The organism is Pseudomonas sp. MLB6B, from assembly GCF_054508135.1.
Genome location: NZ_CP199313.1, coordinates 2,661,912 through 2,679,248, shown reverse-complemented (window position 1 = coordinate 2,679,248; position 17,337 = coordinate 2,661,912). Strand labels below are relative to the sequence as shown.

General features: G+C 66.5%; 12 protein-coding genes. 5 read left to right on the top strand and 7 right to left on the bottom strand.

Annotation, left to right across the window (positions count from 1 at the left end; genetic code table 11):
• Nucleotides 1-2: 2 nt before the first annotated feature.
• The 5 genes from ACSMEV_RS11900 to ACSMEV_RS11880 are packed head-to-tail and all read left to right on the top strand — an operon-like array spanning nucleotide 3 to nucleotide 7,378.
• Nucleotides 3-1,832, top strand: a complete 1,830-nt coding sequence (locus ACSMEV_RS11900; protein WP_459205337.1) for an extracellular solute-binding protein — start codon at nucleotides 3-5, stop codon at nucleotides 1,830-1,832.
• Nucleotides 1,829-3,670, top strand: coding sequence for an extracellular solute-binding protein (locus ACSMEV_RS11895; protein ID WP_459205336.1), 1,842 nt, complete (start codon nucleotides 1,829-1,831; stop codon nucleotides 3,668-3,670). Before ACSMEV_RS11900 ends, ACSMEV_RS11895 begins: the two co-directional genes overlap by 4 nt.
• 1 nt (nucleotide 3,671) lies before the next feature.
• The gene (locus ACSMEV_RS11890; RefSeq protein ID WP_296263871.1) at nucleotides 3,672-4,745 is read left to right on the top strand and encodes a microcin C ABC transporter permease YejB; all 1,074 of its coding nucleotides are present in this window, start codon (nucleotides 3,672-3,674) and stop codon (nucleotides 4,743-4,745) included.
• A 1-nt stretch (nucleotide 4,746) separates the two neighbouring features.
• The gene (locus tag ACSMEV_RS11885) at nucleotides 4,747-5,766 is read left to right on the top strand and encodes an ABC transporter permease (RefSeq protein WP_459205335.1); all 1,020 of its coding nucleotides are present in this window, start codon (nucleotides 4,747-4,749) and stop codon (nucleotides 5,764-5,766) included.
• 1 nt (nucleotide 5,767) lies between these two features.
• Complete coding sequence (locus tag ACSMEV_RS11880; RefSeq protein ID WP_459205334.1) at nucleotides 5,768-7,378, top strand: ABC transporter ATP-binding protein; 1,611 nt, start codon at nucleotides 5,768-5,770, stop codon at nucleotides 7,376-7,378.
• Here the strand turns inward: ACSMEV_RS11880 and ACSMEV_RS11875 are convergent.
• From ACSMEV_RS11875 to ACSMEV_RS11845, 7 genes are all read right to left on the bottom strand, one after another.
• Nucleotides 7,375-8,076, bottom strand: coding sequence for a response regulator (locus ACSMEV_RS11875; protein WP_459205333.1), 702 nt, complete (start codon nucleotides 8,074-8,076; stop codon nucleotides 7,375-7,377). The two genes, ACSMEV_RS11880 and ACSMEV_RS11875, sit on opposite strands and share 4 nt — an antisense overlap.
• Nucleotides 8,073-10,730 carry a DUF4118 domain-containing protein gene (locus ACSMEV_RS11870; protein ID WP_459205332.1) on the bottom strand — a complete coding sequence of 886 codons (2,658 nt, stop codon included), beginning with the start codon at nucleotides 10,728-10,730 and terminating at the stop codon, nucleotides 8,073-8,075. The genes ACSMEV_RS11875 and ACSMEV_RS11870 overlap by 4 nt, the downstream gene beginning before the upstream one ends.
• Before the next feature lie 3 nt (nucleotides 10,731-10,733).
• Nucleotides 10,734-11,300: a potassium-transporting ATPase subunit KdpC gene (gene kdpC, locus ACSMEV_RS11865; RefSeq protein ID WP_459205331.1), complete on the bottom strand. Its 567-nt coding sequence runs from the start codon at nucleotides 11,298-11,300 to the stop codon at nucleotides 10,734-10,736.
• A gap of 11 nt (nucleotides 11,301-11,311) precedes the next feature.
• Entirely contained in the window at nucleotides 11,312-13,366 is a 2,055-nt protein-coding gene (kdpB, locus tag ACSMEV_RS11860; RefSeq protein WP_459205330.1) for a potassium-transporting ATPase subunit KdpB, read from the bottom strand.
• Nucleotides 13,367-13,377: 11 nt separating this feature from the next.
• Nucleotides 13,378-15,072, bottom strand: coding sequence for a potassium-transporting ATPase subunit KdpA (gene kdpA, locus ACSMEV_RS11855; RefSeq protein ID WP_459205329.1), 1,695 nt, complete (start codon nucleotides 15,070-15,072; stop codon nucleotides 13,378-13,380).
• Between the two features lie 333 nt (nucleotides 15,073-15,405).
• Entirely contained in the window at nucleotides 15,406-16,470 is a 1,065-nt protein-coding gene (locus tag ACSMEV_RS11850; RefSeq protein WP_459205328.1) for an AI-2E family transporter, read from the bottom strand.
• 11 nt (nucleotides 16,471-16,481) lie between these two features.
• Nucleotides 16,482-17,276 (bottom strand): DUF4892 domain-containing protein, encoded by a 795-nt coding sequence (locus tag ACSMEV_RS11845; protein WP_459205327.1) that lies wholly within the window; start codon nucleotides 17,274-17,276, stop codon nucleotides 16,482-16,484.
• Nucleotides 17,277-17,337 lie beyond the last annotated feature (61 nt).

Below are 17,337 nucleotides of genomic sequence, written 5' to 3'. Positions count from 1 at the left end.
ATTTGATACGTCCCCTCCTGCTGTCAATCAGTCTGGCCTTGAGCTTTTGCGCCAGCGCCGCCGTTAGCGAAAGCCACGGTTACGCGCAGTTCGGCACGCTCAAATACCCCGCCAGCTTCACCCATTTCGACTGGGTCAATCCGCAAGCGCCCAAGGGCGGTACGTTGCGGGCCATGGCCTTTGGCACCTTCGACACGCTAAACCCCTACACCTTCAAGGGCTCGAGCCCGGTCAGCACGCCGAACTTCCAGCAATATGGGGTCAGCGAGCTGAACGAAACCCTTATGGTCGGTACGGGCCAGTACGATCCCTCGGGTGACGAACCCACCTCCAGCTATGGCCTGATCGCCCGCTCGGTCGAGTACAGCGAAGACCGCAGCTGGGTGGTGTTCAATCTACGGCCCGAGGCCCGCTTCCACGACGGCAGGCCGATCACCGCCGCCGACGTCGCCTTCAGCTACCGCACCTTGCTCAAGGAAGGCCATCCGCAGTACCGCACCAGCCTGCAGGAAGTGCAGCGGGTCGACATTCTCGGCCCACTGCGCATCCGCTTCGTGTTCAAACGCGCTGGTAACCCGCTGCTGATCCTGCGCCTGGGTGAAATGCCGGTGCTGCCCAAGCACTACTGGGAAAAGCGCGATTTCAAGGCCACCACCTTCGAACCGCCGCTGGGCAGCGGCCCGTACCGCATCAGCGAAGTGCGCCCGGGCCGGCGCCTGGTGTTCGAGCGGGTCAAGGACTACTGGGGCAAGGATTTGCCCGTCAACCGTGGCAAATACAACTTCGACCGGGTGGAATTCGAGTTCTACCGCGATGCCACGGTGGCGTTCGAAGCCTTCAAGGCCGGTGAATTCGACCTGTACATCGAGCACCAGGCGAAAAACTGGGCCAACGGCTACAACTTCCCGGCCGTGCGCCGTGGCGAGGTGATCAAGGCGCAAATCCCCCACCGCATCCCCACCCAGACGCAAGGCCTGTTCATGAACAGCCGCCGCGCGCCGTTCGACGATGCGCACGTGCGCCAGGCGCTGGGCCTGATGCTGGACTTCGAGTGGAGCAACCGCGCTCTGTTCAGCGACGCCTACAAGCGCTCGACCAGCTACTACCCCAACAGCGAATTCGCTGCCAGCGGCCTGCCAGTGGGCAAGGAGTGGCTGCTGCTCAAGCCGTTCCGTGATCAACTGCCCGCCAAGCTGTTCACCGAGCCCTACCAGGTCAGCCACACCCACGGCCACGGTATCGAACGGCAGACCCTGCGCCAGGCGCTGGCGCTGTTCGCCAAGGCCGGCTACACCCTTGACGGGCAACGCCTGGTCGATGCCAAGGGCGAACCACTGCGCCTGGAGATCCTGCTGGTCAACCCAAACCTGGAGCGGATCTTCCAGCCCTATGTGGAAAACCTCAGGCGCATCGGCATCGCGGCGGGCCTGCGCACCGTCGACCGGGCGCAGTACAAGCAGCGCCTGGACCAGTTCGATTTCGACATGATCCTCATGACCCTCGGCCAGACCCTCAGCCCAGGTCTGGAACAGTGGCAGTACTTCCACTCCAGCCAGGCCTCGATCAAGGGCAGCAAGAACTACGCCGGAATCAACGACCCGGTGGTCGACAATCTGCTCGACACCCTGCTCGCCGCGCAGAACCGCGACGACCAGATCGCCGCTGCCAAGGCCCTGGACCGTGTGCTGTCCTGGCACTACTACATGATCCCCAACTGGTACCTCGACAACCACCGCCTGGCTTACCGCAACCGGTTCGCCTTCGTCACCACGCCGCCCTACACATTGGGGCTGAACAGCTGGTGGCTCAAACACCCGGAGACCAATCCATGACGCCGATGCCGCGCCTGTGCGCCCTGGCCGCCGGCCTGCTGCTCGCCTGCCTGAGCCTGGGCGCCACGGCCGCTCCCCAGCACGCCGTGACCCTGTACGACGAGCCGCCCAAATACCCGGCCGATTTCCGCCACTTCGACTACGTCAATCCTGACGCGCCCAAGGGCGGAACCTTCCGCCAGTCCAGCTTCGGCAGCTTCGACAGCCTCAACCCTTACATCACCAAGGGCGTGCCGGCTGACGGCGTCGAGATGATCTATGACACCTTGACCCGCAAGAGCCTGGACGAGCCGTTCACCGAATATGGCCTGGTCGCCGGCAAGATCGAGAAAGATCCGGCCAATCGCTGGGTGCGCTTCTACCTGCGCCCCGAGGCGCGCTTCCACGACGGCCACCCGATCCGCGGCGAAGACGTCGCTTTCACCTTCAAGACCCTGGTTACCAAAGGCTCGCCGCTCTATCGCCAGTATTACGGCGACGTCGCCGACGTGGTGGTGGAAAACCCGTTGCAAGTGCGTTTCGACTTCAAACATGGCAACAATCGCGAACTGCCGATGATCCTCGGCGAGCTGCCGGTACTGCCCAAGCACTGGTACGCCGAACGCGAGTTCGACCGCGGCAGCCTGGACATTCCGCTGGGCAGCGGGCCGTACAAGGTCGCCGAGGTCAAGCCGGGGCGTTCGATCCGCTACGAGCGGGTCAAGGACTACTGGGCCAAAGACTTGCCGATCAACCGCGGCCAGTACAATTTCGATGCCATGACCTTCGACTCGTACCGTGACAACGTGGTCGCTCTGCAAGCCCTCAAGGCCGGCGAGTTCGACTTCTGGGAAGAGCGCATCGCCAAGAACTGGGCCACCGCCTACAACGTGCCGGCGGTGCGCGACGGCCGCCTGTTGCGCGAAGAACTGCCCAACGGCACGCCCAGCGGCATGCAGGGCTTCGTCTTCAACCTGCGCCGGCCGTTGTTCCAGGACGTACGCGTGCGTGAAGCCCTGAGCCAGCTGTTCGACTTCGAGTGGACCAACAAGCAACTGTTCTTCGGGGCCTACACCCGCACTGGCAGCTATTTCGAGAACTCCGACATGGCCGCTCGCGGCACGCCGAGCCCGGCCGAACTGGCCCTCCTCGAACCGCTGCGTGGCAAGATCCCCGAACGCGCCTTGACGGAGGCGTTCCACAATCCGGTCACCGACGGCAGCGGCATGATCCGCGAACAGCAACGCAAGGCCTATGGCCTGTTGCAGGCCGCCGGCTGGAAGATCGTCGACGACAAGATGGTCGATACCCAGGGCAAACCGGTCTCCATCGAGTTCCTTCTGGTACAGCCTGAGTTCGAGCGCGTGCTGTTGCCGTTCAAGCGCAACCTCGCCGACCTGGGCATCGAGCTGAATATCCGCCGGGTCGACGTCTCGCAGTACATCAGCCGCGTGCGCTCGCGGGACTTCGACATCATGGTCGGCAGCTTCGGCCAATCCAGCTCGCCGGGCAACGAGCAGCGGGAGTTCTGGTCGAGCATCGCCGCCGACAACCCCGGCAGCCGCAATACCATCGGGTTGCGCGACCCGGCCATCGACCAACTGGTCGAATCCTTGATCGGCGCCGATTCGCGTCAATCGCTGCTCGACCATACCCGTGCCCTGGACCGCGTCCTGCTGTGGGGCTTCTACGTGATCCCCAACTGGCACATCAAAACCTGGCGGGTGGTGTACGCCAACCACATCGGCCACCCCCCGGCCTCGCCCAAATCCGAGATCGGCATCAACACCTGGTGGATCAAGCCCGACGTGGCGCCGGCCGCGTCCAAGCCTACCGCCCCTGCCGACGAGGCGCACTGACATGCTGGCCTATATCCTGCGCCGCCTGCTGCTGATCATCCCTACCCTGCTGGGCATCCTGGTCATCAACTTTCTCATCGTCCAGGCTGCGCCCGGCGGGCCGGTGGAGCAGATGATCGCCAAGCTCGAAGGCTTCGAAGGCGCCACCAGCCGCATCGCCGGCGGCGGTGCGGAAGTGTCGGTGGCCGGCTCCAACTACCGTGGCGCGCAGGGCCTGGACCCGGCCCTGATCGCCGAGATCGAGCACATGTACGGCTTCGACAAGCCAGCGCCCGAGCGGCTGTGGATCATGATCAAGAACTACGCCCACCTTGATTTCGGCGACAGCTTCTTCCGCGACGCCAAGGTCATCGACCTGATCGCCGAGAAGATGCCGGTGTCGATCTCGCTCGGATTGTGGAGCACGCTGATCATGTACTTGGTGTCCATCCCCTTGGGCATCGCCAAGGCAGTACGCCACGGCAGCCACTTCGACGTGTGGACCAGCTCGGCGATCATCGTCGGCTACGCCATCCCGGCTTTCCTGTTCGCCATTCTGCTGATCGTGCTGTTCGCCGGCGGCAGCTATTTCGACTGGTTCCCCTTGCGCGGGCTGACGTCGAACAACTTCGAGGAACTGTCGACCACCGGCAAGGTGCTCGACTATTTCTGGCACCTGGTGCTGCCGATCACCGCGCTGGTGATCGGCAACTTCGCCACCATGACCCTGCTGACCAAGAACAGCTTCCTCGACGAAATCAACAAGCAGTACGTGGTGACAGCCAAGGCCAAAGGCCTGAGCCGGTCGCGGGTGCTGTACGGGCATGTGTTCCGCAACGCCATGCTGCTGGTGATCGCCGGCTTCCCGTCAGCGTTCATCGGCATCTTCTTCACCGGCTCTTTGCTGATCGAGGTGATCTTCTCCCTCGACGGCCTGGGCCTGATGAGCTTCGAGGCGGCGATCAACCGCGACTACCCGGTGGTCTTCGGCACCCTGTTCATCTTCACCCTGCTCGGGCTGGTGGTGAAGCTGATCGGCGACCTGACCTACACCCTGGTCGATCCACGCATCGATTTCGCCAGCAGGAAGCACTGACATGGCTCTTTCCCCTCTCAACCGCCGACGCTTCGAGCGGTTCAAGGCCAACCGGCGCGGCTGGTGGTCGCTGTGGCTGTTCCTCATCCTCTTCGGCCTGAGCCTGGGCGCGGAGCTGATCGCCAACGACAAGCCCATCGCCGTGCACTACGACGAGCAGTGGTACTTCCCGGCCTTCAAGCGCTATCCGGAAACCACCTTCGGTGGCGAATTCCCGTTGGAGGCCAACTACAAGAGTCCGTACATCCGCCAACTGCTGGCCGAACAGAAGGCCTGGGTGCTGTGGGCGCCGATTCCGTTCAGCTACCAGAGCATCAACTACGACCTCAAGGTGCCGGCCCCTGCGCCGCCCTCGGCGCAGAACTGGCTGGGCACCGATGACCAGGGCCGCGACGTGCTGGCGCGGGTCATCTATGGCTTCCGCATCTCGGTGCTGTTCGCGCTGACCCTGACCGTGGCCAGCTCCATCATCGGCGTGATCGCCGGCGCTTTGCAGGGCTACTACGGCGGCTGGGTGGACCTGGCCGGGCAGCGCTTCCTGGAAATCTGGTCGGGGCTGCCGGTGCTGTACCTGCTGATCATCCTGGCGAGCTTCGTGCAGCCCAATTTCTGGTGGCTGCTGGGCATCATGCTGCTGTTCTCGTGGATGAGCCTGGTCGATGTGGTGCGCGCCGAGTTCCTGCGTGGGCGCAATCTGGAGTACGTGCGCGCCGCTCGTGCCTTGGGGATGCGTGACGGGGCGATCATGTACCGGCACATCCTGCCCAACGCGATGATTTCGACCATGACCTTCATGCCGTTCATCCTCACCGGCGCCATCGGCACCCTGACCGCCTTGGACTTTCTCGGCTTCGGTCTGCCGGCCGGGGCGCCGTCGCTCGGTGAACTGGTGGCCCAGGGCAAATCCAACCTGCAAGCGCCGTGGCTCGGCATCAGCGCCTTCGCCGTGCTGGCGGTGATGTTGAGCCTGCTGGTGTTCATCGGCGAATCCGCCCGCGACGCCTTCGATCCGAGGAAATGACATGCACCCAGACAACCTGATCGAAGTACGCGACCTGGCCGTCGAGTTCACCAGCGGCGACCAGATCAACCGCGTGGTCGATGGCATCGGCTTCGACATCCGCCGTGGCGAGACCCTGGCCCTGGTCGGCGAAAGCGGTTCGGGCAAGTCGGTCACCGCGCACTCGATCCTGCGCCTGCTGCCCTACCCCATAGCCCGCCACCCCAGCGGCAGCATCGGCTACCAAGGCCAGGACCTGCTGCAACTGGGCGAAAAGCCCATGCAGCGCATTCGCGGCAACCGCATCGCGATGATCTTCCAGGAGCCGATGACCTCGCTCAACCCGCTGCACAACATCGAAAAGCAGATCAACGAAATCCTTCTGCTGCACAAAGGCCTGACCGGGCCGCAAGCCACTGCGCGCACCCTGGAGCTGCTGGAGCTGGTGGGCATTCCCGAACCGCACAAGCGCCTCAAGGCGCTGCCCCACGAACTGTCCGGCGGGCAGCGTCAACGAGTGATGATCGCCATGGCCTTGGCCAACGAGCCGGAGCTGCTGATCGCCGATGAGCCGACCACGGCGCTGGACGTCACCGTGCAGCTGAAGATTCTCGAATTGCTCAAGTCCCTGCAGGCGCGCCTGGGCATGGCGCTGCTGCTGATCAGCCACGACCTCAACCTGGTGCGGCGCATCGCCCATCGGGTATGCGTGATGCAGCAGGGCAAGATCGTCGAGCAGGCCGACTGCTCCGCGCTGTTCGACGCACCGCAGCACCCTTACACGCAGATGCTGATCAACGCCGAACCGAGCGGCGAACCGGCCGTCAACCCCGTCGCCCCGCCCTTGCTGGAAGTGGACGCGCTCAAAGTCTGGTTCCCGATCAAGAAAGGCCTGCTGCGGCGCACGGTCGACCACGTCAAGGCGGTGGACGGCATCCACTTCAGCCTGCCCAGGGGCCAGACCCTGGGCATCGTCGGCGAAAGCGGGTCGGGCAAATCGACCCTGGGCCTGGCGATCCTGCGCCTGATCGCCAGCCAGGGGCATATCCGCTTCGACGGCCAGGCGCTGGAACACCTCGACGCCAAGCAGGTCAGGCCGCTGCGCCGGCAGATGCAGGTGGTGTTCCAGGACCCGTTCGGCAGCCTCAGCCCACGCATGAGCGTGGCCGACATCGTCGGTGAAGGGTTGCAGATTCACGGTATCGGCACTGCCCAAGAACGCGAAGCGGCGATCGTCGCCGCGTTGCAGGAGGTGGGCCTGGACCCGGCCACCCGCCATCGCTACCCCCATGAGTTCTCCGGAGGCCAGCGCCAGCGCATCGCCATCGCGCGGGCGCTGGTGCTGAAGCCGGCGCTGATCCTGCTCGACGAACCCACCTCGGCCCTGGATCGCACCGTGCAGCGCCAGGTGGTGGAACTGCTGCGCTCCTTGCAGAGCAAGTACAACCTCACCTACCTGTTCATCAGCCACGACCTGGCGGTGGTCAAAGCCCTGAGCCATCAACTGATGGTGATCAAGCAAGGCCAGGTGGTCGAGCAAGGTGAAGCGCAGGCGATCTTCCGCGATCCGCAGCATGCCTACACCCGGCAGTTGCTGGAGGCGGCCTTCCTCGCGCCGGGTAGAACCGTCTAGGGCGCCAGCAGACGGTAGCCGACGCCGACTTCGGTGTGAATCAAGCGCGGTGCGGTGGGGTCGTCGCCGAGTTTTTGCCGAAGGTGGCCGACCACGATGCGCAGGTAATGGGTGTCGTGGACGTGGCTCGGACCCCAGATGTCCTTGAGCAGTTGCTGTTGAGTGATCACCCGGCCGGGATGGCGGGCCAGCTGCGCCAGCAGGCTGTACTCTTTGCGGGTCAGCTCGATGGCGGCACCGGCGAGGGTGACGCGGCGCTCGGCCAGGTCGATGGTCAGGGGGCCGACACTGACCGTCGGCTCCCCAGCCCCGGCCACCCCACTGCCCGCCCGTGGCTGACGCAGCAGCGCGCGCACCCGTGCCAGGAACTCCTGAATGCCGAAGGGCTTGGTGACATAGTCGTTGGCGCCGCCGTCCAGGGCATCGACCTTCTGCACTTCGCTGGCGCGCACCGACAGCACCATCACCGGCACATCGCTCCATTCGCGCAGGCCGCGCAATACGTCTTGGCCGTCCAGATCGGGCAAGCCCAGATCGAGCACCACCAGATGCGGCTGCGCCAGTGCCGCCTGGGCCAACCCCTCTTGGCCCGTGGCGGCCTCGACCACTCGATAGCCTTGGGAACCCAGGCTGATGCGCAGGAACTTGCGAATCTGCGGTTCGTCGTCGATGACCAGTACGGTCGCAGGTGGGTTCATGGCGTCTCGGGGTCCGGGTCGGGTTGCTCGGGCAGTGGCAAGCATAGGGTGATGCAGGTGCCATGGCCATCGATCCCGTCAGCGACTTCGATCTGCCCGCCGTGGGCGCCCACCATGCCCTGGCAGATGGCCAGGCCCAGGCCCGTGCCCTGCCCGCCGCGATCGCCGCGGGCGGCGGTGTAGAACATGTCGAAGATCCGGCTGCGCTCGGCCTCGGGAATACCCGGCCCCTGGTCACTGACCGCCAGACACAACAGCTGCCCGCGGGTGCTGACCTGTAGCCGCAGGCGGCCCTCGACGGGCGAAAAGCGCGCGGCGTTTTCCAGCACGTTGACCAACGCCTGCTCGATCAGCGCGGCGTGGACGAACAGCAGCGGCAGGTCGCCGGGCAGGTCGAGCTCGACCCGCAACGGTGCCAGTACGCCGCGCAGGCGCTGCAAGGCGCTGCCGACGATATCGGCCGGTGCCACCCAGTCGCGCGCCAGGGCCAGAGAACCGTGGCCCAGACGGGTCATGTCGAGCAGGTTCTGGATGTAGCGGTCCAGCCGCTCGGCTTCGTCGCGGGTGCCTTCGAGCAGTTCGCGGCGCTCGCTGGCCGCGATCACCTCACCCAGGGCCAAGAGGCTGTCGATGCTGCCACGCATGGCCGTCAAGGGTGTGCGCAGGTCGTGGGACACCGAGGCCAGCAGGGCACTGCGCAACTGTTCGGTTTCCCCTTGCAGGCGCGCCGCCGCCAGTTGCTCGGCCAGGCTAACCCGGGCCAGGGCCAAGGACACGGGCTGGGCCAGCGCCCGCAACCGCCCCAACGCTTGCCGCGCCAATGGCCGCCCGCCGCAGGCGCGGGCCGCGAGCAAGGCCAGCGACTGTTCGTCGTCGCGCAGCGGCCACCACCACCAACGGCCCTCGGGCAAGGTGTCGGTGCCGGCACCGGCCGCCTGCCCGTGCTGCCAGGCCCATTCGGCGGCAGCGCGCTCGTTGACCGCGAAGGTCTGCGGCTCAGGGCCGGTCGCGCCCAGGCCTGCCTCGGCGTCGCGGCGTACCAGGCACACCTGTAGCCCCGTGGCATCGGCCAGGTGCTGGCCTGCGGCGGCGAACACCGCCTCGCGGTCGGTGGCCCGGGCCAGGCGCTGCGACAGCTCGAGCAGTTGCCGGGTTTCGTCCTGGGTCTGGCGCAACACCTGCAACTGACGACGCTGGCGCGCCGCCAAGTTGCCGGTCAGGGCCGCCATCAGGAGAAAGAACAGCAAGGTCAGCACGTCTTCTTCGCGCTGGATGCTCAGGGAAAAGCTCGGCGCGATGAACAGGAAGTCGTAACTCAGAAACGACAGCACCGCGCAGGTCAGGGCCGGGCCGAGGCTACTGCGCACGGCCACCAGCAGCACTGCCGCGAGAAACACCAGGGAAATGTTGGGGAGTTCCAGCACGCTGGCGACCGACCAGGCCAACGCGGCGGCCAATACCGTGGCCAGCACCGCCTGAAGGTAATGCCGTAGCGGCCCCAAGGGCCGACGCGGCGTGGGTGGGGTGGCTACGGCGTCCAGCTCGTCATCGAGCACCGTGACTTCCAGGCCGCAGCGCTGGCGCAACAGGCGCTGCCCGACGCCTGCCCCCAGCCACGGGCGATACCAGCGTCGACGGCTCTGCCCGACCAGCAACACGCTGGCGCGGCGCTCGCGGGCGTGCTGGACCAAGCTGCGCGCCACTTCGGCCGCGCGCAGCACCACCACCTCGCCGCCCAGCCGTTCGGCCAATTGCTGTGCGGCCTGCAAGCGTAGCCGGCTGGCGTCGTCGCGGGGCTGATCACGCTCGATGTGCACCAGGCTCCAGGGCAAATGACGGCGCTGCGCGATGCGGCTGGCATGGCGCACCAGGCGCTCAGCCTGGGCATCGCCGTCGACGCCCACCAACAGACGTCCCTGCACCGCCGGCGCCCGCTCGCCACGCTGGCGGTAACCCTGGGCCAGGTCGGCATCGACCTGCGCTGCGGCGGTCTGCAAGGCCAGCTCGCGCAAGGCGCTGAGGTTGGTCGGGGAAAAGAACGCGTCGATGGCCGCCCGCGCCTGCTCGGGCACGTACACTTTGCCCTGGCGCAAGCGCTCCAGCAGCTGGCGTGGCGGCAGGTCGATCAGCACCAGTTCGAAGGCTTCCTGCACCACCCAGTCAGGTACGGTTTCGCGCACCTGCACGCCGGTGATACCGCGCACCTTGTCGTTCAGGCTTTCCAGGTGCTGGACGTTGACCGTGGTATAGACGTCGATACCGGCGGCCAGCAATTCCTGCACGTCCTGCCAGCGCTTGGCGTGGCGGCTGCCGGGCACGTTGCTGTGCGCCAGCTCGTCCACCAGGGCCAATTGCGGTGCCGCCGCCAGCAGCCCGTCGAGGTCCATCTCCTGCCACTGCGCGCCCCGGTACTCGCAGCGCAGCAAGGGCAACTGCGGCAGGTCGAGCAACAGCGCCTCGGTCTCGCTGCGGCCATGGCTCTGCACCACCGCCGCCAACACTTCGACACCCTGGCGCCGGTCGCTGTGGGCGGCTTGGAGCATGGCGTAGGTCTTGCCGACGCCGGGCGCGGCGCCGAGAAACACTTTCAGCCGGCCGCGGCCCGGGCGCGGCAGCGCGCCGAGCAGCGCATCGGCGCGTTGCGAGTCAGTCATGGATCATCCTTCTTTGGCCATCGGCGCCCTATGCGCCAACGCCTGATTGAGCAACAACACATTGACCACGGGTGGGCCGAGCAAAGGCCGCAGCGTGGCCCCATCGACCAGGCCTTGCAAGTCCGCCAGCGGCAGGCCGCGCGCAGCCGCCACAGTGGGCATCTGCCAGGCCACGGACGAGAGCGGCAGGTGCGGGTCGAGGCCGCTGGCCGAAGTGGTCAGCAGCGCCAATGGCACAGCCCCCCGGCTCGCGCCCTGCCAACGCTGCGCCTCGGCCAGCACACGCTCGGCCAGCGCGGGATTGCTCGGTGCCAGGTTGCTGGCGCCGCTGGGCAGCGTGGCATAGTCGGCCGCCGAAGGCCGCGACTGGAACCAACCGGCCCCCGCCAGCGGTTGGGCGATCAGGGAAGAACCCCGTACTTGCCCGGTTTGGTCATGCAGCAGGCTGCCATTGGCTTGGGTCGGAAACAGCCATTGGCCGAGGCCTGTGACCAGCAACGGATACAGCCCCCCGGTGAACAACGTCATCAACAGCAACAGGCACAGCGCCGGACGCAGGTAAGCGATCATCACAATCTCCTTCAGACCAGATTCAAGGCAGTGAGCAACAGGTCGATCAGCTTGATCCCGGCGAACGGCACCAGTAGCCCGCCCAGCCCGTAGATCAGCACGTTGCGCCGCAGCAGTTGCGCGGCATTGGCCGCCTTCACCGCCACGCCGCGCAGCGCCAGCGGAATCAACGCGACGATGATCAAGGCGTTGAACACGATGGCCGAAAGGATCGCGCTTTGCGGGCTGTGCAATTGCATCAGGTTGAGCGCGCCCAGTTGCGGGTAGATGGCGGCGAACAGCGCCGGCAGGATGGCGAAATACTTGGCCACATCGTTGGCGATGGAAAATGTGGTCAGCGCGCCGCGGGTGACCAGCAACGCCTTGCCCACCTGCACCACGTCCAGCAGTTTGGTCGGGTCGCTGTCCAGGTCGACCATGTTGGCCGCCTCACGCGCCGCCTGGGTGCCTTCGTTCATGGCCACGCCGACGTCGGCCTGGGCCAGCGCCGGGGCGTCGTTGGCACCGTCGCCGCACATGGCGACCAAGCGGCCCTCCTGCTGTTCCTGGCGGATGCGCGCCAGTTTCTTCTCCGGCGTGGCTTGGGCCAGCACGTCGTCGACCCCGGCTTCGGCGGCGATGGCGGCGGCGGTCAGCGGATTGTCGCCGGTGATCATCACCGTGCGGATGCCCATGGCGCGCAGCTCGGCGAAACGCTGGCGAATGCCGGGCTTGACCACGTCCTTGAGGTGGATCGCGCCCAGCACGCGGTCGTCGACGCAGACCAGCAGTGGCGTGCCGCCGCTTTGCGCGATGCGATCCACCTCGACACGCAACGACGCGGGCAGTTGCTCGGGCGCAAGGCCGACGAAGTCCAGCACCGCATCCACCGCGCCCTTGCGGTAGCGCTGGCCGCGCACATCGATGCCCGACAAACGGGTCTGCGCGGTGAAGGCGATGGCCTGGTACTGGCTGGCGGCGGGTTCGATCAACGCCCGTTCGGCACGCACGAACTCGGCCACCGACTTGCCCTCGGCGGTATCGTCGCCCAGCGAAGCGAACAGTGCCGCCTCGGCCAGCGTCTCAGCGCCGACCCCCGGCGCACCGTGCAGCGCCGCGCAGCGGCGGTTGCCGAAGGTGATGGTGCCGGTCTTGTCCAGCAGCAGGGTCTGCACGTCGCCGGCCGCCTCCACCGCGCGGCCCGAGCGGGCGATGACGTTGAGCCGCACCAGGCGGTCCATGCCAGCGATGCCGATGGCCGACAGCAGGCCGCCGATGGTGGTGGGAATCAGCGTCACCAGCAGCGCGGCGAGGAAGATCAGCGGCAGGCCGGCGCCGGAGAAGCGCGCGAACGGCTGCAAGGTGACCACGACGATGAGAAAGACCAGGGTCAGACCGATCAGCAACAGGTCGAGCGCCACCTCGTTCGGGGTCTTCTGCCGCTTGGCGCCTTCGACCAGCGCCACCATGCGGTCCAGGGTGGATTCGCCGGGGTTGCTGGTGACGCGTACCAGTAGACGGTCCGAGACCAGCCGCGTATTGCCGGTCACCGCCGAGCGGTCGCCGCCGGACTCGCGGATCACCGGTGCCGATTCGCCGGTGATGGCCGCTTCGTTGACGGCAGCGATGCCTTCCAGCACTTCGCCGTCGGCGGGGATCAGCTCGCCGGCCAGCACCTCGACCACATCGCCCTTGACCAAGCTGCTGGCCGCGACCGGTTCGAAGCGGCCATCGGCGCTGCGACGGCGGGCCCTGAGGCCCTGGCTACCGGCGCGCAGGCTGTCGGCGCGCGCCTTGCCGCGGCCTTCGGCCAAGGCTTCGGCGAAGTTGGCGAACAGCACCGTGAACCACAGCCACAAGGTGATCTGCACCGCGACGCCCGTCTCGACGCCGCTGTTGGGCGCCAGGCACAAGGCGGTGGTCAGTACGGCGGTGAGCAGCACCACCAGCATCACCGGCGAGCGCTTGAGCTGGCGCGGGTCGAGCTTGACGAAAGCTTGCAGCAGCGCCGGACGCCACAGCGCACTGAAGCGCGTGGCCTGGTTCGGGTCGGCAGGGGTGCCGAGATCGGCAACGGGTAGGTTCATCATTCGATTCCTCAGAAACCCAAGCTCAGGTGTTCGGCGATCGGCCCCAGGGCCAGGGTCGGCAGGAAGGTCAGCCCGCCCACCAGCAGCACGGTCATCAACAGCAGGCTGGTGAACAGCAGCCCGTGGGTGGGGAAGCTGTCCACCCCCGCTGCGCTGCCGCGCTTGGCCGCCAAGCTGCCGGCCAGCGCCAGCACCGGCAGGATGTAGCCGAAGCGGCCGATCAGCATGGCCAGGGCCAGCAGCAGGTTGTGCGCCGGGGTGTTGGCGGCCCAGCCGGCGAAGGCCGAGCCGTTGTTGGCGGCGCTGGAGGTGAAGGCATACAGCAGTTGGCTGAACCCGTGCGGCCCCGGGTTGCTCAATGCGCCTTGGGCGCCGGGCAGGCTACTGGCCAGCGCGCCGAGCACCAGGGCGCCGCAGGGCATCACCAGCAAGGTCGCCACCAGCAGCTTGACCTCCCGCGCCTGCAACGATTTGCCCAGGTACTGCGGCGTACGGCCGATCATCAATCCGGCCAGGAACACCGCGATCAGCACGAACAGCAGCATGCCGTACAGCCCGGCCCCGACCCCGCCGAAGATCACTTCGCCGACCATCATGTTGGCCAGCGTGACCAGACCGGTCAGCGGGTTGAGGCTGTCGTGCATGGCGTTCACCGAGCCATTGGACGCAGCCGTGGTGGTCACCGCCCACAGCACCGAGGCGGTGGTGCCGAAACGCGCTTCCTTGCCTTCGAGCGGTGCGCCCTGCTCCACCAGCGGGCTTGCCAGCGCCGGATTGGGCTGATGCTCGGCCCACAGCGCGGTGGCGCCGCCGAGCACGAACAGCGCCAGCATGCAGCCCATAATCGCTCGGCTCTGGCGCAGGTCCTTGACGTAATGGCCGAAGGTGAACACCAGCGCCACCGGGATCAGCACGATGCCGACCAACTCGAACAGGTTGCTCCAGGCACTGGGGTTTTCGAACGGATGCGCCGAATTGACGCCGAAAAAACCGCCGCCATTGGTGCCCAGCTGCTTGATCGCGATCTGGCTGGCGACCGGCCCCAGGGGCAGGGCCTGACCGTTGCCTTGCAAGGTGACGGCTTGCACCTGGTCGAGAAAGGTCTGCGGCACGCCCTGCCAGACCAGCAGCAGCGCCAGGAGCACACTGAGCGGCAACAGGCCGTAGAGCGTGGCGCGGGTCAGGTCGACCCAGAAATTGCCGAGGCTGCGCGCCGAGCGCCGTGCGATACCGCGGCACAGCGCGACCAGCACGGCCAGACCCGTGGCGGCGCTGAGAAAGTTCTGCACGCTGAGGCCGAACATCTGGCTGAACGGGCTCAGCGAGGTCTCGCCGCTGTAGGCTTGCCAATTGGTATTGGTGACGAAGCTCACTGCGGTGTTGAGGGCCAGCGACCAGGACTGCCCGGGCAGTCGCTGGGGGTTGAGCGGCAGGTGCTGTTGCAGGCTCAGCACGCCGAACAGCAAAGCCAGACCCGCCAGATTGAAGACCAGCAAAGCCAGGGTGTACTGCTGCCAGGTGTGTTCACGGCCCGTGTCGACCCCGGCGAGACGATAACAGCCGCGCTCCACAGGGCCGACTACCGGGCTGAGCCAAGTACGCTGGCCTTCCATCACGCGGTAGTAGAAGCGCCCCAGCCAGGGCGCCGGCAGCAGGATCAGGAGAAAGAAGCCGAGCAGCAAGGCGTAGTCGTAGCTGTGCATGGCCGCCCCTAGTTCCGGTCGCTGCATAGCAGCGCGTGCAACAGGTAAGCCGCCAGCGCGACGGCCAGCAGCAGTGAGACGGTGTCAAGGATGGTCATCGATGCATTCCCCAAGTGATGGCGACCGGCGCCGTGGGGAAATTGTCCGAGGACGCGCCGTAAAGGCGCGAGGGCGATTGCCGGAGGAAGGCGTAAAGAATGCGTAAAAAAGGTGGGTTTCGGCTTGTCGGCGAACCATGACGGCCCGGGCGCGGTACAGCTGCCCAGGCACAAGCGTCACATAAGCAGTGCCGACCACCCAGCGGCCGCCGCCAAGGCAACCGCCGCCGCTACCTCACGCGTCGGGCGCCTTGGGGTCGTCCGCCGCCCCGGCATTGTGGCTCCAGTCGAGCAACAGGCTGTAGCCCACCGCCAGCAGCGTCGGGCCGATGAACAAACCGATGAACCCGAACGCGATCAGGCCGCCGAACACCCCAAGCAGCACGATCACCAACGGCAGGTCGCCGCCGCGGCTGATCAGGTAGGGTTTGAGCACGTTGTCCACGCCACTGATGACGAACGTGCCCCAGATGCCGAGGAACACCGCCATGCCGTACTCACCCTTCCACGCCAGCCAGGCCGTGGCGGGCAACCAAGCCAGCGGCGGGCCCATGGGAATCAGGCTGAGCATGAAGGTGACCAGCCCCAGCACGATGGCCCCCGGCACGCCGGCGATGAGAAAGCCGATCAGGGCCAGCAGCGCCTGTGCGGCCGCCGTGCCGATCACCCCATTGACCACCCGCTGGACGGTGCCGGCCACCAGGTCCAGGTAGTAACCGGCGCGCGCGCCCATCAAACGCTGCAGCAAGCGCAGCACGAAAGCCGCCAGGCGCGGGCCGTCGCGGTAGAAGAAGAACACGAAGATCAGGCTCAGGCTGAGTTCGAGGACCCCGCTGCCGATCTGCGCACTGCGTGCCAGCAGCCAGTTGCCGGTCTGCCCCAGGTACGGCTTGACCGACGCCAGCAGTGCCGGGCCTTGCTGGTCGACCGTGTCCCACATGCCTACCAGCCGCTCGCCCACCAGGGGCAACGCGCCCAGCCAGGCCGGCGCCGGCGGCAGGCCATCGACCCGAACATCGCGCACGAAGGCCGTGGCATCGCGGATATGGTCGGCCAGGTTGAACCCCAGCCACACCAACGGCAGCACCACCACCACGATCCAGGCGCTGGTGAGGATGCCCGCCGCGAGCGTTTCGCGCCCGTGCAGCAGGCGGGTCAGCAGGCGCATCAGCGGCCAACTGGCGAAGGCCAGGATCGCGCCCCACAGCAGCGCGGAAATGAACGGTGCCATGACCCAGAGGGCGGCGCCCAATAGCGCCAGCAGAAGGATCTGCACGAACAAACGATCGTTGTTGGGCATCACGAGACTACTCAGCGGATCAATTCCAAATGCAAACCTTCGGTGGCGGCCTCGCCCACTTCCAGGCGGGCGCTGCGCACACCGGCCTTGATCAGTTGCTGGCGCCAGTCTTCGGCCTGGGCGCCACTGAGGCTGGCGCGCAAGGTGCTGTCGAGGTTGAGGCTGCGCCCGAGCAGCTTGACCCAGGCCGCTTGCGGCGTGCCGAGGTCAGGGTAGTCGAGCTTGCCGGTATCGCGCATCTCGCGCAGCACGGTGGCTGGCGTGGGTAGCAGCTCGCCCAGGGGCGCGGCGGCGACGAACTCTTCGACGTGCAGGTACGCGCGGCGATTGCCGCGGGTCACGCTGTACAGCGCCACCAGAGTGTCGGCCTGCTCGGCGGAGCGGCGCAGCAGGATGAACGCCTGACGCTCGTCGCCGCCGTTGAGCCGGGCGTTGGCGAACACGTCGTTGGCCCACAGGCTGGCTTCGCCACAATCGCGGCCCTGACACCAGAACAGCGGGTAACCGCCCTCGGCCTGCAAGGCCTCGCGTGCCTGGGTGAAGGCTTCACGCGCGCTGCGCTCAACCGGCAACTCGTAGGTCAGCGAGCTGACCTGCCCGCGGGCTTCGACCTTCTCGTCCAGGCGCAAACGACCGCTGATCTTGCGCAGTGGGCTGAGCGGATAGACGCGTTCCTGTTCGGTGGCTGGGCGTTGGTCGACCACCTTGGCATCCTGCGGAACCGGCAAATTGCCTGCCAAGAGACAAGAGCTGGACAGCACCAGGCCGGCAGCGAGCGCGCTGCGCAGGAAAACGAGGGCGCTCATCGGCCACACTCGCAGTGGCACAGGTGGCGATGAGGTGGTTGGACGTTTGGCATGGAATGAC